Genomic DNA, 25,649 nt, shown 5'->3' with positions numbered 1-25,649 from the left:
TGCTGAGGCAGGCACCCCAGCGCATGGGTGCATCCCGCCGCGATGTTCTCGCGGTGACGTGATCGCCGACGCGGCGACGACGTCACGCTTTGGTCGTCTTGCCCAGCATTTTTGGCCGCTTCTTCAATTGTGCCCGTTTCGGCAGCAACGCCGGCCATCGCACGATATGATCCTCGAGATCGGCGTCGTTGACGTCGAGCTCGGTGCCTTCCACCCGCCCGCGCACCGAGACCCCGGCTTCATGGACGGTGTTGGGATCGCCCGAGATCAGCGGGTGCCACCAATAAAGGTCCCGCCCCTCGGCCACCAGCCGGTAGCCGCAGCTCGGCGGCAGCCAGTTCAACGTCCGGACGTTTTCGGGCGTCAGGCGGACGCAATCCGGAACCTGGTCGGAACGGTTCGGGTAGTCCTTGCAGGTGCAAAGGCCGGCATCGAGCAGCTTGCAGGAGATATGGGTGAAATAGATCTTGCCGGTGTCCTCGTCCTCGAGCTTCTCCAGGCAGCACCGTGCGCAGCCGTCACACAGGCTCTCCCATTCGGCGTTGGACATCTCTTCCAACGTCTTGGTTTTCCAGAAGAATCCCTCCTGGTCCGACGGGCGCTTGGGCGGTGCGGTCATGATATCCCTGGAATGGCGGTGCAACTCTTCTTGGGATGCCGGCAACGCTTGCGCAAGGGGGTGGTATTGCGGAGTCGAAAAAGCCGGTGGGCAGCGTTAGGGCTCCCATTAAATTCACAAGCCGCGCCATTGGTTTATGGCAGCCGCTCGGATAGAACAACGAACGAGTCCCCATCGACGCAAAAGCGCCTTGGGATTGCCGCAACATCGAAGCAAGACGCTGCCCTGTGCCCGGTTTGGGCGCCCGCAGCGCTGTCGAACTGATCAAGGGTCCGGTCCTTTCAGATCATGCCGTCGCATTGGAAACAGAGGGTCCGGAACTTCTTCCTGGACCTCGATGCGCGTATCGACTCGACGCTGTTCTCGTCGGGCAAGGGCCTGCGCGAGCTCTATGAGCGCTATTCCACCTTCATGGACCGCTTCTATGTTGGCCGCTGGAAGCGCTGGGTGTTCATCGAGCCGCTGTCGGAGGCCGCGACCCTCGGGCTCGGCGGCATGATCCTGATGCTGACGCTCGCGATCCCCGCCTTCCGCGAGACCGCCGACGAGGATTGGTTGAAGAAGTCCGACCTCGCCGTGACCTTCCTCGACCGTTACGGCAACCCGATCGGCAGCCGCGGCATCAAGCATAATGACTCGATCCCGCTGGAAGATTTTCCGGACAATCTGATCAAGGCGACGCTCGCGACCGAGGACCGCCGCTTCTACGACCATTTCGGCATCGACGTGCCGGGCCTCGCCCGCGCGCTGGTCACCAACGCGCAGGCCGGCGGCGTCCGCCAGGGCGGTTCGTCGATCACCCAGCAGCTCGCCAAGAACCTGTTCCTGAACAACGAGCGCACCATCGAGCGCAAGGTGAAGGAAGCCTTCCTCGCGATCTGGCTGGAGACGCGGCTCACCAAGAACGAGATCCTGAAGCTCTATCTCGACCGCGCCTATATGGGCGGCGGCACCTTCGGCGTCGACGGCGCGGCGCACTTCTACTTCAACAAGTCGGTGCGCGACGTGAACCTCGCGGAGGCCGCGATGCTCGCCGGCCTGTTCAAGGCGCCGACCAAATACGCCCCGCACATCAACCTGCCCGCGGCCCGCGCCCGCGCCAATGTCGTGCTCGACAACCTCGTCGATGCCGGCTTCATGACCGAGGGCCAGGTGTTCGGCGCCCGTCGCAATCCCGCGGTCGCGGTCGACCGGCGCGACGAGAACTCGCCGAACTACTATCTCGACTACGCCTTCGACGAGATGCGCAAGCTGGTCGACACCTTCCCGAAATCCTACACCGAGCGCGTCTTCGTGGTCCGCACCGCGATCGACATGAACGTGCAGAAGGCAGCCGAGGAAGCGATCGAGAACCAGCTGCGCCAGTTCGGGCGCGACTATCACGCGACGCAGGCCGCGACCGTGGTGTCCGATCTCGACGGCGGCATCCGCGCCATGGTCGGCGGACGCGACTATGGTGCAAGCCAGTTCAACCGCGCCACCGATGCCTATCGCCAGCCGGGCTCGTCGTTCAAACCCTATGTCTACACCACGGCGCTGCTGAACGGCTTCACGCCGAACTCGAAGATCGTGGACGGCCCGGTCTGCATCGGCAACTGGTGCCCGCAGAACTATGGCCATTCCTATTCGGGTCAGGTCACGCTGACGCAGGCGATCACCCGCTCGATCAACGTGGTGCCGGTCAAGCTCTCGATCATGATGGGCGGCAAGGAAGGGCCGAAGGCGGGCCGCGCCAAGATCGTCGAGGTCGCGCGCCGCTTCGGCCTCAAGGCGCCGCTGCCCGATACCCCGTCGCTGCCGATCGGCTCCGACGAAGTCACGGTGCTGGAGCACGCCGTCGCCTATGCGACCTTCCCGAACCGCGGCAAGGCGGTGACGCCGCATTCCGTGCTCGAGGTGCGCACCGGCGCCGGCGACCTGGTCTGGCGCTGGGATCGCGACGGCCCGAAACCGCGGCAGGCGATTCCGCCGAACATCGCCGCCGACATGGCCGGCATGATGAGCCACGTGGTCAGCGAAGGCACCGCGCGCCGCGCCGCGCTCGACGGCATTCCGACCGCGGGCAAGACCGGCACCACCAACGCCTATCGCGACGCCTGGTTCGTCGGCTACACCGGCAACTTCACCTGCGCGGTCTGGTACGGCAATGACGACTATTCGCCGACCAACCGCATGACCGGCGGCTCGCTGCCGGCGCAAACCTGGCACGACATCATGGTCGCGGCGCATCAGGGCGTGGAGGTCAAGGAGCTCGTCGGCGTCGGCATGGGCCAGAAGCTGCCGCCGCAGCCGGCGCAGGCCAATGCCCAGACCAACGCGGCGCCGCGCGTATTGGAAACCAAGCCGGGCCCGCCGCCGGTCTTGACCAAGCGCGGCGCGGATATCCTGGTGCGGGTCGAGAAGCTGCTCGATGACGCCGCCAGGACCGCCGGCAAGACCACGCTGAACGAGCCCTCGAAGACCGGCAAGGCCGAGTCCTCGAGCGCGCTGGCGTTCCCCGAAAACTACGTTGCCGCGGCCGGGCCGGACGGCGCGACACCGGCAGCGCCACGCAAGAACTGACGTGCGGCTCCTCCTCACCACCTTGCTGGCACTCGTCATCGCCACGGCCGTTGGCCTCGGCCTGACCTACGCGACGGCGACCCGCGGCACCGATCTCGGCACGCTGAAGATCGGCGCCTGGACCGCGCGGCCGAAGAGCGGCACCTCCGATGTCGATCCCTATTCGCGCGCCACCATCGCGCGCAGCGGCGAGCTGCCGATCGGCACCGGCGACGGCATCGCGTTCTCGGCGACATCAGACGACAAGAACAAGCCGCTCGACGGCCGCTGCGACATCGTGGTCAGCGGCGTGACGCCGGCGGCGCGGTTCTGGACGCTGACGCTGTTCGACCGCAAGGGGCACCTGGTCGCCAATACGCTGCAGCGCTACGGCTTCACCAGCCAGGAGATCATGCGCGCCTCCGACGGCACGTTCGAGATCCACATCGCCTCGCGCTCGCGCGCCGGCAACTGGCTGCCGACCGGCGGCATCGAGCGCTACGCGCTGATGCTGCGCCTCTACGACACACCGGTCGGGGTCGCGACCCGCACCCAGCGCGACGCGCCGATGCCCTCGATCACGACGACGGGCTGCCCATGATCCGCCTGCTGCTCACCATCCTCGCAGGCGTGCTGCTCGGCGGCGTGGTGCATCTCGTCAGCGTGCTGGCGCTGCCGCGCATCGCCTCGCAGGACGCCTATTCGCGGCTGACGCCGATGACCAAGCTCAACGAGGTGACGCAGCTGCCGCTGGCCGACCCGAGCCATTCGCCGATGCCGCTGATGGATCCGGCCTTCGCGGTGGCGATCTGCCGCTACGATCTCTCGACCGGTCCACTCAAGCTCACCGTGCCGGTCAGCCAGGCCTATACGTCGGTGTCGTTCTATACCCGCAACGAGGTCGCCTATTACGCAATCAACGACCGCTCCGCCGGCAAGAAGGTGATCGAGCTCGACCTGATGACGGAGGCGCAGCACAACGAGCTGCCGGAAGACGAGGAGATCACCGCCGCCGACCGGCTGATCATCGACTCGCCGACCTCAACCGGCCTGATCCTGCTGAAGGCGCTGGCGCCGGAGCCCGGCCTGATGCCGCAGGCGCAAGCCTCGCTCGCCGCCTCCTCCTGCAAGGTGCAGACCGAGCCGGTCGCGGCCAAGCAGGAGGCGCCGCCGCCGCTGCCTATGCCGGCCCCGCCGCCCACCGCCCGCAAGCGCTAAAGCATGATCCGGAAAAGAGCGAAGCGGTTTTCCGAAAAGATCATGCTCAAACAAAGAGCTAAGGCGCGATGACGATTCAACCTAATCTCATCGCGCTTTAGTTGGCTGCAAGCGCGTGCCGGCCGCAGCGGCAGGTCTCGTAGTCGACGGGATCGTGGCTGTTGACGATCGTCACATCGGCGCCATGCGCCGCCTTCAATTGCCGCAGCCGCTCCTGGTTCTGGATGCGCCGCGCGCGATCCATGTCCGCCCGGCGCTGGAACATGCCGAGCACCAGCGGGATCCGCGGCCTGGCGTCGAGCTGCGCGTGGTGGAAATAGGCGTCGCCGGCGTGCAGCAGCCACCTGTCCTTGTCGCGCACCGCGATCCCGCAATGGCCGAGCGTGTGGCCCGGCAACGGGATCATCAGGATGTCCGGCTCGCGGTCGCCGAGCGCGCGCACGCCCTTGAAGCCGAACCAGTCCTCGCCGCCGGCACCATAGAACGTCCAGTCCGGCCCGTGCTGCCACTGCGCCGTGATGTAGCGCCCCTGCGGCGGCGCGACCTGATGCGTCACCGCCATGTCGTACTCCTTGCGATGGACGTGCACCCTGGCCTTCGGAAAGTCCGGTACGCCGCCGGCGTGATCGCGATCGAGATGCGTCAGCAGCACATGGCGCACATCGTCCGGCGAGAAGCCGAGCGCCTTGACCTGCCGCACCGCCGTTTCGGCCGGATCGAGCCGCGGCGTCGTCTGCCGCACCCATTTGCGTCCGAGCCGCGGCGGGTCGCCGATGTCGTCGAGCCCGATGCCGGTGTCGACCAGCACGAGGCCATCATTGCTCTCGACCAGCAGGCAGTGACAGACCATCCGCGCGCGCTGGAAGATGCTGCCGCTGCCGTTCACGAGCCGCTTTCCGATCGGGCACATCGTGCCGGTGTTGAGATGGTGGATGCGCATGACAGGTCCTCCGCTGTAACGGGCGCAGACTTGCCACTCGCGGTTCCATAGGTAAAATATTGTCTTTCTATCCATGTGATAGGATACACCTATGGATATCCGCGAACTCCGCTACTTCGCCGCGGTCTACCGCGAGCGCAATCTGACCGCCGCAGCAAAGCGCTGCTTCATCTCGCAGCCGTCGATTTCGGCGGCGATCACCAATCTCGAGGCCGAGCTCGGCACCACGCTGTTCATCCGGCACAAGAAAGGCATGGCCCCGACCGCCTCAGCCGCGCAGTTTCACGGCATCGCCCGCAGGATCATCGACGAGGCGGACGCGGCGCGAAATCTCTTCCGCAAGCCGGCGACGCGGCAGGCGCTGACGCTCGGCCTGTTGCGAACGCTCGATCAGGCCCGGACCATCGCGCTGCTGAAGCCGCTGACCGGCAACGCCGAGCTTGCGCTCCGGCTGGTCGGCGCCAGCGAGAAGGCCGACGCGCGGATCGTCGCCAAGACCATGGTCGGCGCCGGCGAGCACTTCATCCCGCTGTGGAGCGAGCGCTATGTCGCGGCACTGCCGCCCTCGCATCCCCTGACGCTGAAGGAGACGCTACGCACCACCGACTTCGCCGGCGTCCCGATGATCGATCGCTGCCATTGCGAGCAGCAGGAATTCTTCAAGCGAGCCTCTCCGCCGCGCAAGCCGGTGGCGATCGCGGAATCCGAGGAGTGGGCGATGGCGCTGGTCGCAGCCGGGGTTGGCGTCGCGATCGTCCCCGAGGGTGTGGCGCGCGGCAATCCTGATGTCGCGATGCGCGCGATCGATATCGACGTGACGCGCCAGGTCGGCCTCGCCTACCCGTCGGCCCACCCGCCCTCCGATGCGCTGAAGGAATTCATTGCGAGCCTGCCGCGGCAAGCCAACAGTCGCCGGGCCAAATCGACAGCGAAGAAGGCGAAGCGCGGCTAGTGTCCCGAATCCGAAGTTCGCATCATTTGCCGCACCTTCGGAGCGAACTTCGGATTCGATAAGGACACTAAAGCGCGATGAGATTAGGTTGAATCGTCATCGCGCCTTAGCTCTTTGTTTGAGCATGATCTTTTCGGAAAACCGCTTCGCACTTTTCCGGATCATGCTTTAGCAAACTTATGATTCTAGTGTGCTTTATGAATGCGAAGTTCGTGAAAGTGGCTGCCGCGAAATCGCACGAACTTCGCATTCAGCACACTAGCCCTTCGTCACCACGGCCTGGCCCGTGACCGGCGCGGAGATGAGCGGCACATTGGCCGTCAGCCGGGCGAGTTCATTGATCTGGCGTTCGGCATCGGCAGCCATGCCGTCGGGTGCCTGGATCACCAGCCGCTCCAGCGCCCAGCGATAGGACGAGATTCGTCGCTCCAGCGCCTGCTGGACCCATTGCACGATCAGCGTGTTCTCTTCCATCCGCGCCACCGCGTCAGCCCGCTCGCGCGGCGACACGTCGGCGATCATGTGGAGGCTGGCATTGCGCTTGCGATCGAGCTCGATCACCTGGATCGCGGTGGCGAAGAACGGCTCGAAGCGGGTGATGTCGTCGCGCACCTCGTCGATCAGCAGCGAATAGCGCGAGGCGAACGAGCGATGCGGCTCGTCGATCAGATTGCGGCCATAGGCGGTGCGATCGAACACGACCCTCTGCCGCCACGGCGAAGGCAGCGGCTGGTAGTCGCCGAATACGCTTTTCCACGCCGGACGCGACAGCGGCGGCTCGATGAACTGATAGGCGAGGTCGCGCAGCTGACGTTCGTGTTCGGTGAGCTGGAATTGCGAGGCGTTCTTGCCGATGCTGCCGGTCGCCTCGGCACCGATCCAGCGATGCATGTCGTCATTGCGGAAATCGGCGCGGGTGCGGCCGAAATCGCCGCCGCTGCAGCCGGCGAGCGCCGAGCCCGCCAGCAGCAGGATCAGCGCCGGGAGTGACCGCCGCGCGACGGTCCGCTGCACAAGCTCCGGCATTGCCCGATGTCCGCGATCAGGAGCGGCGTCGGCGACGGCGGCCCTGCGCAGTGCCCTGCTCCGGTCCGCGACCACCGCCGGTCTCCTCCGTCGTTCGCTCGATCCGGACGACGGGAAGGATCAGTACGGTCCCCGTGCCTTCGCCGGCAGCACCGGCCATGCTCGGCCGCCGTGCAGCCGCATCCGCCGGAAACTCAACGATGGTGCCCATGTTCCGTTCTCTCTGGCCCCGCACGGACATGATTTGCCCCGCGCACGCCGAGTTAAGAACGCGCATGGTTAATGACATCTTAAGCCGCCGGCACGGACGGTTACGGATATGGCGCTGTGCCTTAATAGACACGCGCAAATTCGAGCATTCACCTTCACGGCTTGTTTTCCTTAACTGCCTCTTAAAACAGCCTGCGTAGGCTCGCTGCCACAAGGTTTTCAAACCGAAGTTCACTGGCAAGTCGCGTACGCCCGAGATGAGCGCAGCTCCGCTATTTCCTGGTTTCGATGGGCTGATGACGCTCTCCCGTCGCGAGGGCGTCGACATCCGCCCGACGCTGCTGCGCGTCCTGACCGACCTCTATGTGCAGGCGAGCGCCCACTCCGCCGATGAAGAGCGCCAGTTCGTCGAGCTGACGACGCGCCTGATCGACGAAGTCGACGACGCGACGCGTGCCGCCGTCCGCGCGCGGCTTGCGATCTATCCGGCCACGCCCGCACGGATCATGGACAAGCTCGGGCTGCGCCGCGTCGGTCCCGACCAGCCGATGCCGGCGGCCGCGGCAATTCCCGCGCCGGCACCGTCCGCGCTGCCGGCCAAGATCCCGACCGAAGCCGAGCTGCGGATGGCAGCGAGCCTTGCCATGCGGCCGAACGATGCCGCCGAAATCTCCGACATGTTCTTTGCCGCGAGCACGAAGGAGCGCGCGCAGATCCTGCACAATCTGCAGGAGACGCCGCTGAAGGCCGCGGCGCGAATTCCGGCGGCGCGCGCCGCGCGCGCGATCCATATCCTGGAGATGGCAGCGTTTGCCGAGGACCTCGATAACTTCACGCTCGAACTCGGCGAGGCGCTGATCCTGCCGTCGCGGATCGCCGCGGACGTCGTCAACGATCCCGGCGGCGAGCCGCTCGCCTGCGCGATGCGGGCGCTCGACGTGTCGAGCGCCGCGTTCCAGCGGATCCTGATGTTCCTCAATCCGGAAGCCGGCTCCTCGGTCAACTATGTCTATCGGCTGTCGCGGCTCTACGATCGCCTGAGCGAGCGCTCGGCGCTGGTGATGCTGGCGGCGTGGCGCGGCTCGACCATGGCGGTGGCCCGCGCCAAGTATCGCTCGTCGCTCTATGACGATGAGCGCCATCGCGTGCGCGCGGCATCCTCGCAGACGCGCCCCGCGTTGCAGCCCGGCAGCGCGCCCGCCATTCGCAATCAGAAGTCCGGAAGCTAGTTTTTCGCCAGATCGAGGAAGTGCCGCCCGGCGCGGTCTTCCGTTTCGACGATCCAGGCGTCGGGATCGAAGCGGAGCTCCTTGGTCAAGCGCTCCTCGACAGACGGCTCGGATACCGCCTGTGGTGCGGTCGGCACGAACAGCCGCTCGACCGGACGGCTGTCGTCATAGACCGTCTGCGGCGCGGGCGCATAGAGCATCGCGTTGCCGTCCATCAGCGCCACCTTGACGAATACGGCACCGGCTTCCTCGGCGCCCTTCTTGCGGACTGCGCCGAACACGCCCTCGGTCTGGCAGCGGCGCAGATACGCCGCGACCCAAATGCTGGTTTTCAATCGCATGCGCCGACCTATAGGCCAGCGGCGCGATCACGTCCAATTGTCACAGATGTCGTCACGCCGCGGCGGGTTGACCGAACCAATCGTCACCCATATCCTTGCATCCGCGGTGCAAGCCGCGCCCGGGTCCACGGGAAGGGTTGAACCCACTTGCATCAATTGAGCGGCCAACCAAGCCTTTGTGCAGCCGGTTTTGTGGACCATCGGCGATGATGCACGGAGGTTTCCATGGACCGATCGCCCGCGCGATTGAATCTCGAACATCTGAAGAAGCAGGCCAAGGAGCTCATTCGCCTTTATCGGCGGCAGGCGCCGGAGGCCTACGCGCGTTTCCGGCATGCGCTTCCGGCTGCGGCCGGACGCAGCGACGCTCAAATCGCCGCGCTTGATCTGCGGCTGCACGATGCGCAGTCCTGCGTGGCGCGCGATCTCGGCTTCGCCTCCTGGCCGGACCTGCGGCGCTATGTCGACGCACAATTGCCGCCCGGTAAAAGCAAGGCCGATCGCATGCGGCGATGGCTGCAGCTGGTCTATGCCGCGGACGTCGCCGGCACCACCGACCGCGCCAACCCGCGCGTTGCGGCGCGGATGCTCACCGAGGATCCCGGCCTTGTCGCCGACGATCCCTATCTCGCCTGTGCCATCGGCGACGCAGAAATCGTTCGGCGTACCGCAATGAGTGATCCCACATGGGTCAACCGTCCCGGCGGTCCCCTCAAACTGCCGCCGCTGGTCGCCGTGACGCATTCCAGCCTGTTGCAGATCGCGGAATTTCAGGCGCGGCTGCATCGTTGCACGCGCCTGCTGCTGCAGGCCGGCGCCGATCCCGACCAGCGCATCAGCAGCCGCTGGCCGCCCGGAACGCTCGACGCGCCCGATGACAGCAATCCGCTGTCGGCATTGTATGGCGCCGCCGGCCGCAACCACGATCTCGAGCTGACAAGACTGTTGCTCGAGGCGGGCGCCAATCCGAACGACAATGAATCGCTCTACCACTCGCTCGAAGGCTCGGTAACGACAGGGCTGCTGCTCGAGCATGGCGCGCGGATCGCCGGCACCAACGCCATGTACAAGGTGCTCGATGACGAGAACGTGGCGGCGCTCGAACTGCTGCTGCGGCACGGCGGCGATCCGAACGAACCCGCCCGCAACGCGCCGCTGACCGATTGCGGCTCGCCGCTGATGTGGGCGATCCGCCGCCGGCGGTCGCGGACGTGCGTCGCGACACTGCTCGACGCCGGCGCAGACCCGCACATCGCGACACCAGGCGGGCTCAGCGCTTACAGATACGCACTGCAATTCGGACTGACCGAGGTCGCCGAGCTGCTGCGCGAGCGGACCGGCGATGAGACGCTTGCCGATGATGAGCGGTTCGTCGCGGCATGCAGCAGCGGGGACGAGAGGGAGGCGCGGCGAATCCAGGCCGGTCGGCCCGATCTTCCAGGTTCACTTTCACCGCAGCAATTGCGGTTGCTCCCGGAGCTCGCCGCGGCAGGCGGCGATGATGCGGTGCGGCTGATGGTCGAGCTCGGCTGGCCGATCACGGTGCGCGGCGGCGATTGGGATGCGTCGGCGCTCAATCATGCGGTGTTCCGCGGCAACGCCTCGCTGACCCGCTTCCTGCTCGAGCACGGCGCAGAATGGACCGAGCAGCACGGCTTCGGCGATAACGCGGCCGGAAGCCTGTCGTGGGCCTCCTGCGACGAGCCGGTCAGCGACGGCGACTGGATGGGCTGCGCGCAGGCCCTGCTCGATCACGGCATGCCGCGCGCCATTCCGGATCGCGACGATCCGGAATGGGTGCTGGTGGCCGGCCGCAGGAAGCTGTTCTCCGACGAGGTCAGGGACGTTCTGCTGGGCGACGCGTCCTGACCCGTCAGGGCCGAGCTTGTCCCGGCCATCCTGGCTTCAACAAGCCTCGAAGACGTGGATGCCCGGGACAAGCCCGGGCATGACGACTACGCATTCAATGCCTTCGCAGAGAGGCTACTCGATCGAATGGCCGATCATCGTGCTGAGCTCGCGCACCAGGCGATCGGACATCTGTCCGGTCACCGGCAGCTTGCGGGCGCGCTCGAACTTCGCGATCGCGTGCTGGGTGTCGGCGCCGATCGTGCCGGTCGGCTTGAGCTGGCCGTAGCCATACTCGGTCAGCGTACGCTGGACCGCGGCGATACGTTTGCCGGCCGGGCTCAAATGCGCGGTCGGGATCGGTGCCGGCGGACGAACGACGCTGGACGGTGCGGCGGCCGGGGACGGTGCGGCGGCCGACGGCGCGGCGGTCGATTTCAGCACCAGATTGGCCATCGGATCGACCGGCTTGGCCTCGGCCTTGGGTTCTGCCGGCTTGGCTTCGACGGACCTCGTCTCGACCGGCTTGGTCTCCACCGGCTTCACGTCGACGGGCTTGCTCGGCTCCATGGCGGCCGGCTCGGCCGATCGGGCAGCGGCCTCGGCCGGACGCGGGCGCGGCATCGGGCTGGTGGCCGCGGCAACCGGGGCCGGCGGCGGCAGCGTCACCACCGAACCGCCGAACATCGGCGACGGATGACGGCCGGCCTGCAGGAACAGCGCATTGATCAGGATCGCAACGATGGCAGACGTCGCCAGCACGCCGGCAACCAGATCCTTCGGACTGTGCAGCAGCAGGCGCAGGACGAGGCCACGTTCCTCCTCGGCCGCGATGGCCACTGCCTTGGCGCCGCGGCGACGGCGCGGCGTTTCATCGTCATCCAAAGTCTGTCTAGGCACTCTTCTTCACCTGATGGGTTTGCTCTTGTAGTCCGGAACGCAGCGCGGGCTTCAGGGTCGAGACATTGCTGGACGGCTCGACGGCGGCGGGCGGGGTGAACGCCAGCGGCAGCGCCACCGACACCGTGGTGCCCTCGCCCACCTTGCTCTCCACATTCATCTCGCCGTGGTGCAGGCCAACCAGCCCCTTCACGATGGACAGACCAAGGCCGGTGCCTTCGTGGCGGCGCTGATAGGTCTTGCCGGCCTGGAAGAACGGATCGCCGATCCGCTTGAGATCATCGGCGGCGATGCCGACGCCGGTGTCCGAGACACGCAGCACCAGCCGCGATCCCTCGACGCCGGCCGACACGGTGACCTTGCCGCCGCGCTCGGTGAACTTGATGGCGTTGGAGACCAGATTGAGCACGATCTGCTTGAACGCACGCGGATCGCCGTTCACGATCGGCAGATCGTCCGGCACGCGGGTGACGAGGTCGACGCCGCTCTCGCGCGCCTTCAACGCCACCAGATTGCAGCAATTGAGCAGCGCCGGCCGCGGCGCAAACGGCTCCGGCGAAATCTCGAAATTACCCGACTCCATCTTCGACATGTCGAGGATGCCGTTGACGACCGACAACAGATGCTGGCCGGAATCGTTGATCAGCTGCGCGTATTCCTTGCGGCGGGCCACGTCGAGGCCGAGCACGTCTTCCTGCGCGATCATCTCGGAAAAGCCGATGATGGCGTTGAGCGGGGTGCGCAGTTCGTGGCTCATGGTGGCCAGGAAGCGCGTCTTCGACGCATCGGCCTGCTCGGCCACGTTGCGCGCCTGTTCGAGCGCGTGCTCCTGCACCTTGCGATCGGTCACGTCGCGGATCACGGCGACGACCTCGGCATCGGCGGCGGCTTGATCGAGCGGGCGGCAGCGCATCTCGGCCCAGATGAATTCGGCCACGACATCGCCCCGCGCACCGTCACGGCGCACGCGGAACTCGACGCTGCGCGAGTCACCGCGCGCGGCGTCCGACAGCGCCGTGAGATAGGCCGGGCGATCGGCGACATGAACGCGATCGAACAGGCCGTGGCCAAGCAGCCGCGATGCCGGCACGCCGAGCATGTTCTCGGCCGCGGGCGAAATGAAGCGCACGGCGCCGTTGCGGCTGTGCCGCGACAGCACGTCGCTCATGTTATGCGCGAGCAGGCGGTAGCGCTCCTCCTCGACATAAAGCAGCGCCACGCTGGTGCGCGCCAGCGACTCCGCGCCGAAGGCGAGCCCGGCCGCGTAGAAGATCGCCGACACGACGCCGAAACCGACCAGCGTGCTGTTCGAGGCAACCGCGGGATCGACGACCGGCAGCACATGATAATGGCCGAGCGCGCTCAGCAGCGCCGCGCAGATCATCGCCAGCGCGAACGCAAACGCCACCACGCGCCGCGAGGCCGACAGCGCCGCCTCGATCGGAACGACGACGAGCCACACGGCGGCGAACGAGGCGATGCCGCCGGTCGTCGCCGCGATCATCATCACGAGACCGGCGAGCGCCAGCGACGACAGCACGTGCGCGCCTTCATAGCGGCCGGTGCGCGACAGGAACCACGACAGCAGGATCGGCGCGATCAGCCAGGCGAATGCCGCGACCTCGATCGCCGTCGGCGCACCGCGCATCGCAAGAAAGGCAGGGAACGAGGCAAGCGCCGCCAGGCTGCCGAGCAGCCGCGGCGCCATGAAGGCACGATGGCGCGCACGCGTAAGCGCATCATATTGCGCCGACGGATGCAGCAGCGCATCCAGGCAATCGCGGATCAGACTCAAACTACTCACAGCACTCGCGCTTCGGCTCAATCGTCAACACAGACGCGCCGGAACGCCTCCTTCGTGATTGCAGGTCAACGTGTCAGAGCGAACTTAAGCGAACGCTAAGGCTGGGCGGCCTGCCGCCAAACACCGTGCATTGGAGTGGGTTTGACCCGCTATTCACCGGCCATTTGTCGGGGATGGTGAACGGCTGGTTTCCGGATGCGGCGATCTATGGTTTCGAAATGGTGGACGCGGCGGATCTCGCGCATCCGGCGCGCGTCGGCCGCCATCAATCGAAAATTTACGGCGAATCAATTCAGGCGAATTTTCCGCGATTTTCCGGCGAATTTACTTCAATGCAGATACTTCCGATTTATCGACCGATGCTAACCCTCAAGGCCAATAGCGGCATCGACCGCGCAAGAAGCAAGACAAGACAGACGACCGGGATCGCGCCATGTTCTTCCTGCTGCGTTTGGCATTCTGGCTCGGGCTTGTGCTCGTGCTGCTGCCGAGAGACAAAACACCCGAGGCGGACAAGACGCCGCAGATCAGCGCGTCGGATGCGGTGTCGGCCGCGACCGCGACGATCAACGACATGGGTCAGTTCTGCAAGCGCCAGCCGTCCGCCTGCGAGGTCGGCGGCCAGGCCGCGACCGCGATCGGCCAGCGCGCGACCGACGGGGCGCGCAAGCTCTACCAGATCATCACCGACAAGAAGCCACCCGACCACACCGGCTCGATCGGCAAGGACGATACCGATTCAGCCACCGCGACCCGCGACACGCTGACCGCAGAGGATCAGTCGATCGAATTCCGCCTGCCGCCGACGCCGTGAGCGGAAACCAAAGCGCTGTCGAGCGAGGCAGGCACCGGTTCGCGTGAAGAAAACGCGTCAAAACAGCCGGGAACCGGTTCCATTTTCATCGCTTTCGCGGCCCGCCTTCCTATATAAGCCGTCAAGGACAGGACGCGGGCCACGATGACGACGATCGACGAAATCAGGGACAATTTTTCGCTGCTGGACGAGTGGGACGACCGTTACCGCTATGTCATCGAGCTCGGCCGCACGCTCGAGCCATTGTCGGAGGCGGAGCACTCGGCCGAGAACAAGGTGCAGGGCTGCGTCAGCCAGGTCTGGCTGTCGAAGCGGATCGAGCGCGATGCTAACGGCGAACCGCGCCTGATCTACATCGGCGATAGCGACGCCCACATCGTGCGCGGCCTGGTCGCGATCGTGCTGACGCTGTTTTCAGGGCAAACGCCCAAGGAAATCCTCGGCACCGACGCGCTCGCGCTGTTCGACGAATTCGGCTTCCGCGACCATCTGACGCCGCAGCGCTCCAACGGCCTGCGCTCGATGGTCGATCGCATCCGCAACGATGCGCGCGAGGCGCTGGCGTCCGCCGTGTAGATCTTTACTTCCGCTTCCGCGCCTGCTGACCGAGGCCCATCTTCTTGGCGAGCTGCGAGCGCGCCACCGCATAGTTCGGCGCCACCATCGGATAGTCGGCCGGCAGGCCCCATTTGTCGCGATACTGCTCCGGGGTCATGTTGTACTGGGTGCGCAGATGGCGCTTCAGCGACTTGAAGCGCTTGCCGTCCTCGAGGCACACCAGATATTCGGGCGTGATCGACTTCTTCATCGACACCGCGGGCTTGGCCGGCTCGCTCGGCGTGTCGCTGCGTCCGCTCGACACCCGCAGCAAGGCGGAGTGGACCTGGCTGATCAGGTTCGGAATGTCCGAGGCCGGCGTCGGATTGTTGCTGAGATAGGCCGAAACGATGTTGGCGGTCAGCTCGACCGGCGTTTTGCCTGACGTATCGGACATGGCTCAATCTTCCCCGTGCTATCGACAGCCCGGTGCCCACCGGACAGTATCCATGCGCAGCAATACATTAATGGAATCGCGTACTACTTTGCGAATATGCACGAATTGCAGCAAATCTGACAACAGCGGCCGCGTTTCCGGCTTCGGGCCGGCCGGTCGCAAGTATTGGCGCGGATCTTACGGCCGTTGCTCCAGATGCGACCTGAGCTCGTCGATCGAGGCAAATCGCATCATGCCCTCGGGCATCTGCGCCTCGATCGATCCATCCGAATAGAGCGAATAGGCCATGCCGTCGACGACGCCGGATTTGAGCACGGTTACCGGCGGCTGCTCCTGGGGCGGCGGCGGATGGCCCGATGACGGCGAGGCGGCGGCGGCCGACTGAGCCTCGCCGACAGTCGATGGCGTCCGGGGGCCGCGCCGCGGAGCGACGTCGACCGACCGCGGCCGGTCGGCCTTCGGCCAGGCATCGTCGAAGGTTGCCGGCGCCGGTTCGCCCGAACCGCCCGGATTCGGGCGTAGTTCCGGCGACAACAGATCCGGCGTGAGCGGCTCGGCGGCACGCCCCTGGTTCCGCTCACGCTCCTTGCGCGAGGAGGAGAACAGCAGATTGCGCCGCTTGGGCGGCGCAGCACTATCTGCGGGCGCGGCGGCCGGTGCAGGCGGCGGCACCTCGCCTGATGCGCCGCGCGAGGCGATCTCGTCGTGCCAGGGCGGCGGCGCCGCGGGAGCGGATGGCGGGAACGCTGGAGCCAGCGGCGGAGGCGCCGAGACCTTCGGCTCAGGCGGCGGGAACACCGGATCGTCGGGAGTGCCGCGCGGGGAAGTTGCAGATGGCGAGCCGGACCGCAGACCCACGGCAACGACGGCATCAAGCCGGTCGCCCATGGCCTGGAGTTCGCGAAGGATGGCGGCAAGGGCCAGAACAATCACGCCGGTACATGCGCCGGTCACGCCTGTTGCGATCAACGTGCCGCCGACGCTGAATTCCTTGTAGGGAATTCCGAGGCCGACCGCCGCCAAGCCCGCCACGACCAGGCCCGCGCCGACGACCAACAGACCAACCTTCATCGAACTAACCCCCGGGAGACCCGACCGAAAATCGGCGCGGGCCACCAACGCCACGATACCGTCATATTGCCCACACCGCCAACCGCCAATTGTAGACAGAGTTCCCTAAAATCCGGCTTAACCAAGCCGCGATGCGTTGCTTCACCGCGGTCGCAGCGGCCGTCAGCCAGCCAGCTCCCGTAGATTTACTGGCTACGAATTGCTGCCAATTTATTGCAACGCATCTGGGAAATTACGCCACAATTACCAATTACTCGGAAACGGAACTGCGCTATGGATGCCGGGGAATGAGGCCCTAAAGCGCCAATCTGGGCCACAGGCACGCCGGTATCACTAGCTATGTCATCGATTACGACGTCTGCCCTCGAGGCGCCTGCGCGGCGCTCGGTGGAGAAGACCTGCGACGATCTCGCTGTCCTCGTCCTCGGCGTGGTCGCCGTGGTCGCCGGCTTGACGTTCCGCGATTACGGTCTGGGCTGGGACGATTACACCCACGCTGAATATGCCGACCTCCTGCTGCGCATGTACGAGTCCGGGTTCAAGGACACCGGCGCGCTGTCGTTTGCCAATCTGTATATGTACGGCGGCGGCTTCGACATGGCTGCGGCCCTGCTGCACAAGATCATTCCGCTCGAACTGTTCGAGACGCGCCGCCTGCTCGGCGCGATCGTCGGCGTTATCGGCCTTGCCGTAACCTGGCGCCTGGCGCGCCGGGTCGGCGGCCCGCTGGCGGGACTGGCGGCGCTGCTGCTGCTGGCGCTGTGCCCGACTTTCTACGGCCACATGTTCATGAATCCGAAGGATGCGCCGTTCGCCGTGGCGATGGTGGTCCTGATCATGGGCCTGGTCCGCCTGATCGAGGAATATCCGGCGCCCTCGCCGCGCACCATCCTGATCGTCGGCCTGGGGGCCGGCCTGTCGATCGGCTGCCGCGTGCTTGGCGGGCTCGCATTGATCTACGCCGTGGTCGGCTTCGTCCCGCTCCTGATCGAGGAATTCCGCAAGCAGGGCCCGCGCGAGGCGACCCACCGCTTTGCCCATGTCGTCTATGTGCTGCTGCCGGGACTTGTGCTGGGCTATCTCGTGATGGGCCTGATCTGGCCGTGGTCGATCATGGAGCCCGGACACCCGCTCGAAGCGGTGACCTATTTCTCGCACTTCTTCGAGAAACCGTGGAAGGAGATGTTCGACGGCGCGCTGGTGTCGGTGCCCGACATGCCGTGGTCCTATCTGCCCACCTTGTTCGCGCTGCAGCTTCCCGAAGTGCTGCTGGTGCTGCTGGCCGCCGCCGTCGTCATCACCTTGATGTCGCTGTCGCGCTACGACGTCACCGCAAAGCGCAAGTCGATCATGCTGATGCTGACGCTGGCGGCGACGCTGCCGCTGGTGATCGCGATGGTGAAGCGGCCGGCGCTCTATAACGGCATCCGTCACTTCATCTTCGTGATTCCGCCGATGACGGTGCTGGCCGGCGTCGCATTCGCGCGCGGCATGGACTGGCTCGGCGAGAACCGCCGCGCCTGGCAGCCCGCGGCGCTCGCCATGTTCGCGTTCGGCCTCTTGCTGCCGCTCAGCGAAATGATCCGCCTGCACCCGTATCAGTACACGCACTTCAACCACATCGCCGGCACGGTGCGCACCGCGGACAACTTCTTCATGCTGGACTATTGGGGCCTGGCGCTGAAGCAGGCATCCGACGGGCTGCGCGAGCAACTGGCGGAGCGGCAGGAAGTGCCGCCGCAGAACCGCAAGTGGAAGGTCGCGGTGTGCGGACCGCAGCGCCCCGCGCAGGTCGCGCTCGGCCCCGATTTCACGATCGGCTGGGACAGCAATGCCGCCGACTTCGCGATGACGCTCGGCGAATTCTACTGCAAGGGCCTGGCCGCGCCGGTCATGGTCGAGATCAAGCGCGACGACGTCGTGTTCGCCCGCGTCTACGACATCCGCGGCCGCAGCATCTCGAGCCTGCTGGCGATCCCGGCGCCGTAACGCATCACGCTGCCCACTGACGATTGCCGTTCCGATCGTGGGCCGCATGCCGACATGACTGTCACGCCGTTACCCTGTCTTGCTGCGGTCCGGCGGCGGCGCTACGCTTGGACCAAGCAATAACGCCATCAATGGAGCAATCGGCCATGTCGCCAGCGGAAGCGCGCCTGAAGGAAGTGCCGTCGGATATGAGTGCGGCGGAATGGGAGCAGCGGATCAATCTTGCTGCCTGCTACCGGCTGGTCGCGCTCTATGGCTGGGACGATCTGGTCGATACCCACATCTCCGCCCGCGTGCCCGGGCCCGAGCATCACTTCCTGATCAACCCCTACGGGCTGATGTTCGACGAGATCACCGCGTCGAGCCTCGTCAAGGTCGACCTCGACGGCAACCAGCTCTCGAAGAGCGACTACAGCATCAACCCGGCCGGCTTCACCATCCATTCGGCGATCCACGAGGTGCGCGAGGACGCCGGCTGCGTGCTCCATCTGCACACCGTCGACGGCACCGCGGTGTCGAGCGGCCCCGACGGGCTGCTGCCGCTGAACCAGACCGCACAGCTCGTCACCCACGACCTCGCCTACCACGACTATGAAGGCATCGCGCTCGATCATGACGAGCGCCCGCGCCTGCAGCGCGATCTCGGCAGCAAGAACCACATGCTGCTGCGCAATCACGGCACCCTGACGGTCGGCCGCTCGGTCGCCTCCGCGTTCGAGCGGATGTACCATCTGGAGCGCGCCTGCTCGATGCAGGTGGCAACCCGCGCGCTCGGACCGATCGCCTATCCGGTCGACCAGCATGCGATCGACAAGAACACCGAGCTGCTCTCCAACCCGGATCGCGCCGAGCTGCGCTCGACCCAGCTGGTCTGGCCGCCGCTGCTGCGCAAGCTCGACCGGGTCAATCCCGGCTACCGTGATTGAAATTTCATAATCTTCGGGTAGGCTAACGGCCAACACCCTCTGCACGATCGGAATCAAAACGCCGCCCAATTCCGGGCGGCGTTTTTACGTGAATTGCCCTTGCGCTATTTGGCGTCGGCGAACGCCGCCAGGATCCGTGCCCAGGAGCGGATGCCCTTGTGGTAACTCTTGAGGTCGTACTTCTCGTTCGGCGAATGGATGTTGTCGTCGTCGAGCCCGAAGCCGATCAGCACGCTGTCGAGGCCGAGCGTGTGCTTGAAATCGGCGACGATCGGGATCGAGGCGCCGGAGCCGATCAGCAGCGCCTCCTTGCCCCATTCGTCGGTCAGCGCGCGGCGCGCGGCTGCCAGCGGCTTCATGTTCCAGTCGAGCGCGATCGCCGGGGCGCTGGAATGGTCGGTGAACTCGGCCTTGCAGTCGGCCGGCAGGCGCGCCTTCACATAGTCGCGGAACGCCTTTCGGATCTTCTCGGGATCCTGTCCCTCGACCAGGCGGAACGAGACCTTCGCCGACGCCTCGGCCGCGATCACCGTCTTGGAGCCCTCGCCGGTATAGCCGCCGACGATGCCGTTGATGTCGCAGGTCGGGCGCGAGGAGACCTGCTCGATCAGGAGCCGGTCCTTTTCGCCGGCGGGCACCGAGAGGCCGATCGGCTTGAGGAAGCTCTCCGGCGTCAGATTGAGCTGCTTCCACTGGGCCAGAATGTCCGGCGGCAAATCCATCACGCCGTCATAGAAACCCGGGATGGTGATGTGACCGTTCTCGTCATGCAGGCCGCCGAGAATCCGCGTCAGCACACGGATCGGGTTCTGCGCGCCGCCGCCGAACACGCCGGAATGCAGGTCGCGATTGGCGGCCTTGATCTTGACCTCGTCATAGACCAGGCCGCGCAAGGAGGTGGTGATCGCCGGCGTATTCGGGTCCCACATGCCGGTGTCGCAGACCAGCGCGAAGTCGGCCTTGAGATCGTCCTTGTTCGCCTCGAGGAACGGCACGAAATTCTTCGAACCGATCTCCTCTTCACCCTCGATGACGATGGTGATGTCGACCGGCAGCGATCCCGTCACCGTCTTCCAGGCACGGCACGCCTCGACGAAGGTCATCAACTGTCCCTTGTCGTCCTCGGCGCCGCGCGCGACGATGATCTTGCGCCCGTCGGCATGGTCGGTCACGACAGGTTCGAACGGCGGACGGTGCCAGAGATTCAAGGGATCGACCGGCTGCACGTCGTAGTGGCCGTAGAACAGCACGTGCGGGCGTCCGTCGCTCGAGCCGTTCAGCTTGCCGACCACGGCCGGATGGCCGGCAGTCGGCCGCACTTCGGTCTTGAAGCCGAGGGTTGCGATGTCCTTGGCGATATGATCGGCAGCCGCCTTGCAGTCATCAGCGAAGGCCGGATCGGCCGAGATCGATTTGATCCGCAGCAGCGTGAACAGCCGCTCGAGGCTGTTGTCGAAATCGGCGTCGATGCGATCGAGGACGGGCTGCAGCTTGGCGTTGGACATCGCGGATATCCTTTTTGTTGGACGTTGCGCCAGGTTGTAGCGCGCCGGCCGCGGGAGGCAAAGCCGGTCTCCGGTTTCGGTCGACCGGCGCGATGCTATCGGCGCAGCAATCCACCGAGTGCGCCGCGCACCAGCGCCCGGCCGATCGAACCGCCAACCGAACCACCGAGCGATTTGCCGAGATCGGCGGCCACGCCGCCGATCACCTTGTCGGTCACCGAGCGCGTGACACTGCGCGCGATCACCTGCCCGGTCGACATGCGGCCGCGCTTGACGTTGGTGCCGAAGATCGTGGACGCGATCGAACCGATCTGGCCGAAGATGCCGCCCCCCTCGCCGCCAGCGCTGCCGCCGGCCGGCGCCGCCGTTCCGGCGAGCCGCTTCTGGATGATCTCGTAGGCGGATTCGGCATCGACCGCGGTGTCGTATTTGCCCTTCACCGGGCTCGCATCCATGATCGCCTTGCGCTCCTCCGGCGTGATCGGCCCGATCCGCGCCGACGGCGGGCGCACCATGACGCGCTCGACCATCGACGGCGTGCCGCCGCCCTCGAGGAACGACACCAGCGCCTCGCCCTTGCCGAGCTCCATGATCACCCGCGCGGTGTCGAGCTTCGGATTGGGCCGGAAGGTCTGTGCGGCCGCGGCAACCGCCTTCTGGTCGCGCGGCGTGAAGGCGCGCAGCGCGTGCTGCACGCGGTTGCCGAGCTGCGCCAGCACCTTGTCCGGCACGTCGATCGGATTCTGCGTGACGAAATAGACGCCGACGCCCTTGGAGCGGATCAGCCGCACCACCTGCTCGATCTTGTCCATCAGCGCCTTCGGCGCGTCGGTGAACAAGAGATGCGCCTCGTCGAAGAAGAACACCAGCTTCGGCTTCGGCAGGTCGCCGGCCTCCGGCAATTCCTCGAACAATTCCGAAAGCATCCAGAGCAGGAAGGTGGCGTAAAGCCGCGGGCTCTGCATCAGCTTGTCGGCGACCAGGATATTGACCATGCCGCGGCCGTCGCGGTCGGTGCGCATGAAATCCTTCAGCGTCAGCGCCGGCTCGCCGAAGAACTTGGCGCCGCCCTGATTCTCGAGCACCAGGAGCTGACGCTGGATCGTTCCGACGGTCGCCTTGGACACATTGCCGTAGCCTTGCGCGGCCTTACGGATCGGCGCCAGCGGATCCTCCTCGTCGTCGGCGGCCTTCTTGCTGCCGTCCGGGGCGATCGCATCCAGCAGCGCCCGCAGGTCCTTCATGTCGATCAGCGTGAGACCGTTCTCGTCGGCGACGCGGAAGGCAACATTGAGCACGCCTTCCTGCACGTCGTTCAGATCGAGCATCCGCGAGAGCAGCAGCGGTCCCATCTCGGTGACGGTGGCGCGCACCGGCTGGCCCTGCTCGCCGAACACGTCCCAGAATACGGTCGAGAACTGATCCGGCTGAAAGGTCAGACCCATCTCCTTGGCACGCTTCAGGATAAAGTCCTTGGCCTCGCCGACTTCGGAGATACCGGAAAGATCGCCCTTGATGTCGGCTGCGAAAACCGGAACGCCGGCGCGCGCAAATCCTTCAGCCATGACCTGTAGCGTGACGGTCTTGCCGGTTCCGGTCGCACCGGTCACAAGGCCGTGGCGGTTGGCCAGCGCAAGCGTCAGCCAGGCCGTTTCCTCGCCCTTGCCGATAAAGATTTTCTCATCGGTGTCGGCCAACTTGTTGTCGGACGTCGCCATCGCTTCGCCTCTTAACGCGATTTTAAATCGGCTCGATCCATTCGAACCGATGACATCATATTGCATCTTGCAGGTCGATTGAAACCATCGGCGCGCACTGATGTATATTGTCGCTGCACCAGTTCCTCATACTTTATTCCCGGCCAAGTGACGAAAGGCATTGCGCATTGCGACAAGATGGTGTGAATCCGCCGCTCACTCTTGCAGAGGTGCAACACTCCCGACGCGATTGAAAAAGAAAACGAACTGAAATGCGCGGATCGCTTGTATTTCGTGACACAGGCGCTCAAGATAAATCTTCAAGAATGATCCGGCAAAAACCGGTTGAGGCGGGGCAATATGGACGAATTGGTTGGGCAGCTGGCCGCGAAGGCCGGCATCGACGGTGCTGTCGCTGAAAAAACCATCGGCATCGTTCTGGGTTTCCTCCGTAACGAGGGACCTTCCGACAAAGTTCAGGCTCTGATCGACCAAATCCCCGGCGCCGAAGCGGCAATCGCCGCCTCCAACAACAGCGGTGGTCTATCGCGGTTGATGGGTGGCGGTCTGATGGCTGTCGGCACCCGGCTGATGGCGCTTGGATTGAGCATGAGTGAGATTCAGAACGTCGCGCGTGAACTTTTCAGGTTCGGCCGCGACAAAATCGGAGCGGATCAAATGGGCGAGATCATCTCGGGGACGCCGGGCCTCAGCCAGTTTGCCTGAAGCATTCTCCCAAACGCCATTGCACGTGCGCTCCCTTCTACCTGCATACGAGTATCATGACATACCCCCTCTCCGAGATCGAAGGCCTGTCCGCCTATTGCGCCACCAAACTGAAATCGCAGGGTATCCGCACGACCGACGCACTGCTTGAAGCCGCCCGCACCGTCAAGGGACGCAAGGCGCTCGCCACCAAGACCGGGATCAGCGAACAACAATTGCTCGAATGGGCCAACATCTCCGACTACATGCGGATTCCCGGCATGGGCAAGGCGAAGGTCGGCCTGGTCCGCGCCGCCGGCGTCACCACCGTGCGCGAGCTCGCGCACCGCAACCCGTCGCGGCTCGCGCAGAGCATGAAGGACGCCAATGTGCGTCGTAAGCTCGTCCGCGTGATGCCGTCGGAGAAGTCGGTCGAGCTGCTGATCGAAGAGGCACGCAAGCTGCCTCCCAAGATCACCTATTAGCCTGTCTTAACGGCATTCGGCCGCCGGCCGCGTCACACGTCATCGCCACACCTTGACTTGCCGCTGCGGTCAGCGCAAAGCCACCGCATGATGGCGAGCAAGCCGATAGCATCGACGGTGACCGGCCCGGCCGTATCGGCGGTGCTGCCGGCGCTGTTGTCGCGGCCTTATCCGGCCGTGATGGGCATCCTGAACGTGACGCCGGACTCGTTCTCCGACGGCGGCCAGTTCGCCGCACCCGAAGAGGCGCTGGCGCAGGCCCGCAAGCTGGTCGCCGAAGGCGCCGATATCATCGACATCGGCGCGGAATCCACCCGTCCCTACGGCTCGCAGCCGGTCACCGCCGAGGCCGAGATGGCGCGGCTGAAGCCGGTGCTGGCCGACGTGATCGCGCTTGGCGTGCCGGTCTCGATCGACAGCATGAAATCGGAGGTCGTGGCCTGGGCGCTCGACCACGGCGCGGCGATCGCCAATGACGTCTGGGGCCTGCAGCGCGATGCCGGCATGGCGCCGCTCGTCGCCGCACGCGGCGTGCCCGTGATCATCATGCACAATCGCGAGCAGGCCGATCCGGCGATCGACATCATGCAGGACATCGCCGCGTTCTTCACCCGCTCGCTCGCGATCGCCGCGAGCGTCGGCATTTCGCCCGACCGGATCGTGCTCGATCCCGGCATCGGCTTCGGCAAGACCCCGGAGCAGAGCATGACCGCGCTGGCGCGGCTCTCCGAGCTCGACGCGTTCCGACTGCCGCTGCTGGTCGGCGCCTCGCGCAAGCGCTTCATCAGCACGGTCGTGCCGTCGGAGCCGCAACAGCGGATCGGCGGCTCGATCGCGGCGCATCTGATCGCCGCGCAGAATGGCGCCCGCATCATCCGCGCGCATGACGTCGCCGAAACCGTTCAGGCGCTGCGCGTGGCCGCAACAATCGAGGGACAGCAATGACCGATACGATCTTCATCACCGGGATCGTCATCCATGCCCGTCATGGCGTGATGGAACATGAGACCGAAGTCGGGCAGCGTTTCGTCATCGATCTCGAGCTCTATACCGACCTCTCGGAATCCTCGCGCACCGACCGCCTCTCCGATACGGTCTCCTATTCCAACGTGGTGGCGACCGCCACATCGGCATTCAAGAACACCAACTACAAGCTGCTGGAGCGCGCCGCCGGCGCGGTGGCCGAGGACATCCTGGCGAGCTTCCCGCGGATCCGGGCGGTCAAGGTCACGGTGCACAAGCCGCACGCGCCGATCGCCGCGATCTTCGACGATGTCGGCGTGGTGCTGACCCGCTCGCGCCATCAACCGCCCCAGGGTTGAACGCAGATGGCTGACGTCCTGATCGCCCTCGGCGGCAATGTCGGCGACGTCCGCACGACGTTTCGCAAGGCGATCGCCAATATCTGCGGCATGACCCAGGCCGCGCTTATCGCGCGCTCGTCGGATTATTCGACGCCGCCCTGGGGCGAGCAGCAGCAGGACAGCTTCATCAACGCCTGCATCGAGATCGAGACCAGTCTCGATCCGCACGCGCTGCTGTTCACGCTGCACAAGATCGAAGCCAAATTCGGCCGCGACCGCGCCAATGAGCAGCGCTGGGGGCCGCGCACCCTCGATCTCGACCTGATCGCCTATGACGACGTCACACTGAACAAGCCGGAACTGACGCTGCCGCATCCGCGCCTGTTCGAACGCGCTTTCGTGCTGGTGCCGCTCGCCGAGATCGTTCCCGACCGCGTCATCGCCGGGCGCCGCGTCGCCGATGCGCTCGCCAAGGTCTCTACCGACGGTATTTTCCGTCTAGCGGACCTCGATTAAAGCCAAACCATCGCA

At 65.5% G+C, this 25,649-nt stretch carries 26 protein-coding genes; 15 read left to right on the top strand and 11 right to left on the bottom strand.

What is annotated here, in order from left to right:
• Nucleotides 1–82 precede the first annotated feature (82 nt).
• Nucleotides 83–619: a YcgN family cysteine cluster protein gene (locus ACVWY5_RS10885; RefSeq protein WP_028331625.1), complete on the bottom strand. Its 537-nt coding sequence runs from the start codon at nucleotides 617–619 to the stop codon at nucleotides 83–85.
• Nucleotides 620–907: 288 nt separating this feature from the next.
• Between ACVWY5_RS10885 and ACVWY5_RS10880 the strand changes: the two genes are divergently transcribed.
• From ACVWY5_RS10880 to ACVWY5_RS10870, 3 genes are read left to right on the top strand one after another with little or no spacing between them, the layout of a single operon-like run.
• Nucleotides 908–3,181: a PBP1A family penicillin-binding protein gene (locus ACVWY5_RS10880; protein ID WP_028331626.1), complete on the top strand. Its 2,274-nt coding sequence runs from the start codon at nucleotides 908–910 to the stop codon at nucleotides 3,179–3,181.
• 1 nt (nucleotide 3,182) lies between these two features.
• Nucleotides 3,183–3,761 (top strand): DUF1214 domain-containing protein, encoded by a 579-nt coding sequence (locus ACVWY5_RS10875; protein WP_028331627.1) that lies wholly within the window; start codon nucleotides 3,183–3,185, stop codon nucleotides 3,759–3,761.
• The gene (locus ACVWY5_RS10870) at nucleotides 3,758–4,378 is read left to right on the top strand and encodes a DUF1254 domain-containing protein (RefSeq protein WP_028331628.1); all 621 of its coding nucleotides are present in this window, start codon (nucleotides 3,758–3,760) and stop codon (nucleotides 4,376–4,378) included. Before ACVWY5_RS10875 ends, ACVWY5_RS10870 begins: the two co-directional genes overlap by 4 nt.
• A 97-nt stretch (nucleotides 4,379–4,475) precedes the next feature.
• On the opposite strand, the gene ACVWY5_RS10865 is transcribed toward ACVWY5_RS10870, so the two are convergent.
• Nucleotides 4,476–5,318 (bottom strand): MBL fold metallo-hydrolase, encoded by an 843-nt coding sequence (locus tag ACVWY5_RS10865; RefSeq protein ID WP_028331629.1) that lies wholly within the window; start codon nucleotides 5,316–5,318, stop codon nucleotides 4,476–4,478.
• 91 nt (nucleotides 5,319–5,409) lie between these two features.
• Between ACVWY5_RS10865 and ACVWY5_RS10860 the strand changes: the two genes are divergently transcribed.
• Nucleotides 5,410–6,270 carry a LysR family transcriptional regulator gene (locus tag ACVWY5_RS10860; RefSeq protein WP_028331630.1) on the top strand — a complete coding sequence of 287 codons (861 nt, stop codon included), beginning with the start codon at nucleotides 5,410–5,412 and terminating at the stop codon, nucleotides 6,268–6,270.
• Between the two features lie 258 nt (nucleotides 6,271–6,528).
• Here ACVWY5_RS10860 and ACVWY5_RS10855 read toward each other — a convergent pair whose 3' ends face one another.
• Together ACVWY5_RS10855 and ACVWY5_RS10850 are read right to left on the bottom strand one after the other, a co-directional pair.
• Nucleotides 6,529–7,296, bottom strand: a complete 768-nt coding sequence (locus ACVWY5_RS10855; RefSeq protein WP_028331631.1) for a hypothetical protein — start codon at nucleotides 7,294–7,296, stop codon at nucleotides 6,529–6,531.
• A 16-nt stretch (nucleotides 7,297–7,312) separates the two neighbouring features.
• Nucleotides 7,313–7,507: a hypothetical protein gene (locus ACVWY5_RS10850; RefSeq protein ID WP_028331632.1), complete on the bottom strand. Its 195-nt coding sequence runs from the start codon at nucleotides 7,505–7,507 to the stop codon at nucleotides 7,313–7,315.
• Nucleotides 7,508–7,802: 295 nt separating this feature from the next.
• Between ACVWY5_RS10850 and ACVWY5_RS10845 the strand changes: the two genes are divergently transcribed.
• The gene (locus ACVWY5_RS10845) at nucleotides 7,803–8,735 is read left to right on the top strand and encodes a DUF2336 domain-containing protein (protein WP_283090197.1); all 933 of its coding nucleotides are present in this window, start codon (nucleotides 7,803–7,805) and stop codon (nucleotides 8,733–8,735) included.
• Here the strand turns inward: ACVWY5_RS10845 and ACVWY5_RS10840 are convergent.
• Nucleotides 8,732–9,076, bottom strand: a complete 345-nt coding sequence (locus ACVWY5_RS10840; RefSeq protein ID WP_028331634.1) for a DUF1491 family protein — start codon at nucleotides 9,074–9,076, stop codon at nucleotides 8,732–8,734. The genes ACVWY5_RS10845 and ACVWY5_RS10840 overlap by 4 nt on opposite strands.
• 225 nt (nucleotides 9,077–9,301) lie before the next feature.
• Between ACVWY5_RS10840 and ACVWY5_RS10835 the strand changes: the two genes are divergently transcribed.
• On the top strand, nucleotides 9,302–10,945 hold the full coding sequence (locus ACVWY5_RS10835; protein WP_028331635.1) for an ankyrin repeat domain-containing protein: 1,644 nt from the start codon (nucleotides 9,302–9,304) through the stop codon (nucleotides 10,943–10,945).
• A gap of 114 nt (nucleotides 10,946–11,059) precedes the next feature.
• Here the strand turns inward: ACVWY5_RS10835 and ACVWY5_RS10830 are convergent, their stop codons facing one another.
• On the bottom strand, nucleotides 11,060–11,824 hold the full coding sequence (locus ACVWY5_RS10830) for a peptidoglycan-binding domain-containing protein (protein ID WP_028331636.1): 765 nt from the start codon (nucleotides 11,822–11,824) through the stop codon (nucleotides 11,060–11,062).
• On the bottom strand, nucleotides 11,817–13,628 hold the full coding sequence (locus tag ACVWY5_RS10825) for a PAS domain-containing sensor histidine kinase (protein WP_038377095.1): 1,812 nt from the start codon (nucleotides 13,626–13,628) through the stop codon (nucleotides 11,817–11,819). Before ACVWY5_RS10825 ends, ACVWY5_RS10830 begins: the two co-directional genes overlap by 8 nt.
• 433 nt (nucleotides 13,629–14,061) lie before the next feature.
• Between ACVWY5_RS10825 and ACVWY5_RS10820 the strand changes: the two genes are divergently transcribed.
• Both ACVWY5_RS10820 and ACVWY5_RS10815 read left to right on the top strand, forming a co-directional pair.
• A complete protein-coding gene (locus ACVWY5_RS10820; protein WP_028331638.1) occupies nucleotides 14,062–14,442 on the top strand; it encodes a DUF5330 domain-containing protein in 381 nt (126 codons plus the stop codon).
• A gap of 144 nt (nucleotides 14,443–14,586) precedes the next feature.
• Nucleotides 14,587–15,018, top strand: coding sequence for a SufE family protein (locus ACVWY5_RS10815; protein WP_028331639.1), 432 nt, complete (start codon nucleotides 14,587–14,589; stop codon nucleotides 15,016–15,018).
• A 4-nt stretch (nucleotides 15,019–15,022) separates the two neighbouring features.
• On the opposite strand, the gene ACVWY5_RS10810 is transcribed toward ACVWY5_RS10815, so the two are convergent.
• Both ACVWY5_RS10810 and ACVWY5_RS10805 read right to left on the bottom strand, forming a co-directional pair.
• On the bottom strand, nucleotides 15,023–15,436 hold the full coding sequence (locus ACVWY5_RS10810) for a MucR family transcriptional regulator (RefSeq protein ID WP_018270656.1): 414 nt from the start codon (nucleotides 15,434–15,436) through the stop codon (nucleotides 15,023–15,025).
• A gap of 177 nt (nucleotides 15,437–15,613) precedes the next feature.
• Nucleotides 15,614–16,507: a hypothetical protein gene (locus ACVWY5_RS10805; protein ID WP_028331640.1), complete on the bottom strand. Its 894-nt coding sequence runs from the start codon at nucleotides 16,505–16,507 to the stop codon at nucleotides 15,614–15,616.
• Between the two features lie 339 nt (nucleotides 16,508–16,846).
• On the opposite strand from ACVWY5_RS10805, the gene ACVWY5_RS10800 reads away from it, so the two are divergent.
• Nucleotides 16,847–18,496: a glycosyltransferase family 39 protein gene (locus ACVWY5_RS10800; protein WP_028331641.1), complete on the top strand. Its 1,650-nt coding sequence runs from the start codon at nucleotides 16,847–16,849 to the stop codon at nucleotides 18,494–18,496.
• A 146-nt stretch (nucleotides 18,497–18,642) separates the two neighbouring features.
• On the top strand, nucleotides 18,643–19,422 hold the full coding sequence (locus tag ACVWY5_RS10795; protein WP_028331642.1) for a class II aldolase/adducin family protein: 780 nt from the start codon (nucleotides 18,643–18,645) through the stop codon (nucleotides 19,420–19,422).
• A gap of 104 nt (nucleotides 19,423–19,526) precedes the next feature.
• On the opposite strand, the gene ACVWY5_RS10790 is transcribed toward ACVWY5_RS10795, so the two are convergent.
• Nucleotides 19,527–20,927 carry a M20/M25/M40 family metallo-hydrolase gene (locus tag ACVWY5_RS10790; protein ID WP_028331643.1) on the bottom strand — a complete coding sequence of 467 codons (1,401 nt, stop codon included), beginning with the start codon at nucleotides 20,925–20,927 and terminating at the stop codon, nucleotides 19,527–19,529.
• Nucleotides 20,928–21,022: 95 nt separating this feature from the next.
• Nucleotides 21,023–22,645, bottom strand: coding sequence for a helicase HerA-like domain-containing protein (locus ACVWY5_RS10785; protein WP_028331644.1), 1,623 nt, complete (start codon nucleotides 22,643–22,645; stop codon nucleotides 21,023–21,025).
• Between the two features lie 339 nt (nucleotides 22,646–22,984).
• Between ACVWY5_RS10785 and ACVWY5_RS10780 the strand changes: the two genes are divergently transcribed.
• The 5 genes from ACVWY5_RS10780 (at nucleotide 22,985) to folK (ending at nucleotide 25,634) form a co-directional block, all read left to right on the top strand.
• Complete coding sequence (locus ACVWY5_RS10780) at nucleotides 22,985–23,350, top strand: hypothetical protein (RefSeq protein ID WP_016841849.1); 366 nt, start codon at nucleotides 22,985–22,987, stop codon at nucleotides 23,348–23,350.
• Nucleotides 23,351–23,406: 56 nt separating this feature from the next.
• On the top strand, nucleotides 23,407–23,814 hold the full coding sequence (locus ACVWY5_RS10775) for a DUF4332 domain-containing protein (RefSeq protein ID WP_028331645.1): 408 nt from the start codon (nucleotides 23,407–23,409) through the stop codon (nucleotides 23,812–23,814).
• Nucleotides 23,815–23,901: 87 nt separating this feature from the next.
• Nucleotides 23,902–24,759: a dihydropteroate synthase gene (gene folP, locus ACVWY5_RS10770; RefSeq protein WP_050387176.1), complete on the top strand. Its 858-nt coding sequence runs from the start codon at nucleotides 23,902–23,904 to the stop codon at nucleotides 24,757–24,759.
• Complete coding sequence (gene folB, locus ACVWY5_RS10765) at nucleotides 24,756–25,136, top strand: dihydroneopterin aldolase (protein WP_016842351.1); 381 nt, start codon at nucleotides 24,756–24,758, stop codon at nucleotides 25,134–25,136. The genes folP and folB overlap by 4 nt, the downstream gene beginning before the upstream one ends.
• A gap of 6 nt (nucleotides 25,137–25,142) precedes the next feature.
• Nucleotides 25,143–25,634 (top strand): 2-amino-4-hydroxy-6-hydroxymethyldihydropteridine diphosphokinase, encoded by a 492-nt coding sequence (gene folK / locus ACVWY5_RS10760; protein WP_028331647.1) that lies wholly within the window; start codon nucleotides 25,143–25,145, stop codon nucleotides 25,632–25,634.
• The last annotated feature ends 15 nt before the right edge of the window (nucleotides 25,635–25,649 follow it).

It is taken from the genome of Bradyrhizobium sp. USDA 3256 (genome assembly GCF_054058275.1).
Note: the sequence above shows the minus strand (reverse complement) of the source record. Positions and strands in the feature narration are given on the sequence as shown.

Coding starts and splice junctions, on each gene's coding strand:
- ACVWY5_RS10885 (WP_028331625.1), bottom strand. CDS start 619: ATGACCGCACCGCCCAAGCGCCCGTCGGACCAGGAGGGATTCTTCTGG.
- ACVWY5_RS10880 (WP_028331626.1), top strand. CDS start 908: ATGCCGTCGCATTGGAAACAGAGGGTCCGGAACTTCTTCCTGGACCTC.
- ACVWY5_RS10870 (WP_028331628.1), top strand. CDS start 3,758: ATGATCCGCCTGCTGCTCACCATCCTCGCAGGCGTGCTGCTCGGCGGC.
- ACVWY5_RS10865 (WP_028331629.1), bottom strand. CDS start 5,318: ATGCGCATCCACCATCTCAACACCGGCACGATGTGCCCGATCGGAAAG.
- ACVWY5_RS10860 (WP_028331630.1), top strand. CDS start 5,410: ATGGATATCCGCGAACTCCGCTACTTCGCCGCGGTCTACCGCGAGCGC.
- ACVWY5_RS10855 (WP_028331631.1), bottom strand. CDS start 7,296: ATGCCGGAGCTTGTGCAGCGGACCGTCGCGCGGCGGTCACTCCCGGCG.
- ACVWY5_RS10850 (WP_028331632.1), bottom strand. CDS start 7,507: ATGGGCACCATCGTTGAGTTTCCGGCGGATGCGGCTGCACGGCGGCCG.
- ACVWY5_RS10845 (WP_283090197.1), top strand. CDS start 7,803: ATGACGCTCTCCCGTCGCGAGGGCGTCGACATCCGCCCGACGCTGCTG.
- ACVWY5_RS10840 (WP_028331634.1), bottom strand. CDS start 9,076: ATGCGATTGAAAACCAGCATTTGGGTCGCGGCGTATCTGCGCCGCTGC.
- ACVWY5_RS10835 (WP_028331635.1), top strand. CDS start 9,302: ATGGACCGATCGCCCGCGCGATTGAATCTCGAACATCTGAAGAAGCAG.
- ACVWY5_RS10820 (WP_028331638.1), top strand. CDS start 14,062: ATGTTCTTCCTGCTGCGTTTGGCATTCTGGCTCGGGCTTGTGCTCGTG.
- ACVWY5_RS10815 (WP_028331639.1), top strand. CDS start 14,587: ATGACGACGATCGACGAAATCAGGGACAATTTTTCGCTGCTGGACGAG.
- ACVWY5_RS10810 (WP_018270656.1), bottom strand. CDS start 15,436: ATGTCCGATACGTCAGGCAAAACGCCGGTCGAGCTGACCGCCAACATC.
- ACVWY5_RS10805 (WP_028331640.1), bottom strand. CDS start 16,507: ATGAAGGTTGGTCTGTTGGTCGTCGGCGCGGGCCTGGTCGTGGCGGGC.
- ACVWY5_RS10800 (WP_028331641.1), top strand. CDS start 16,847: ATGTCATCGATTACGACGTCTGCCCTCGAGGCGCCTGCGCGGCGCTCG.
- ACVWY5_RS10795 (WP_028331642.1), top strand. CDS start 18,643: ATGTCGCCAGCGGAAGCGCGCCTGAAGGAAGTGCCGTCGGATATGAGT.
- ACVWY5_RS10790 (WP_028331643.1), bottom strand. CDS start 20,927: ATGTCCAACGCCAAGCTGCAGCCCGTCCTCGATCGCATCGACGCCGAT.
- ACVWY5_RS10785 (WP_028331644.1), bottom strand. CDS start 22,645: ATGGCGACGTCCGACAACAAGTTGGCCGACACCGATGAGAAAATCTTT.
- ACVWY5_RS10780 (WP_016841849.1), top strand. CDS start 22,985: ATGGACGAATTGGTTGGGCAGCTGGCCGCGAAGGCCGGCATCGACGGT.
- ACVWY5_RS10775 (WP_028331645.1), top strand. CDS start 23,407: ATGACATACCCCCTCTCCGAGATCGAAGGCCTGTCCGCCTATTGCGCC.
- folP (WP_050387176.1), top strand. CDS start 23,902: ATGATGGCGAGCAAGCCGATAGCATCGACGGTGACCGGCCCGGCCGTA.
- folB (WP_016842351.1), top strand. CDS start 24,756: ATGACCGATACGATCTTCATCACCGGGATCGTCATCCATGCCCGTCAT.
- folK (WP_028331647.1), top strand. CDS start 25,143: ATGGCTGACGTCCTGATCGCCCTCGGCGGCAATGTCGGCGACGTCCGC.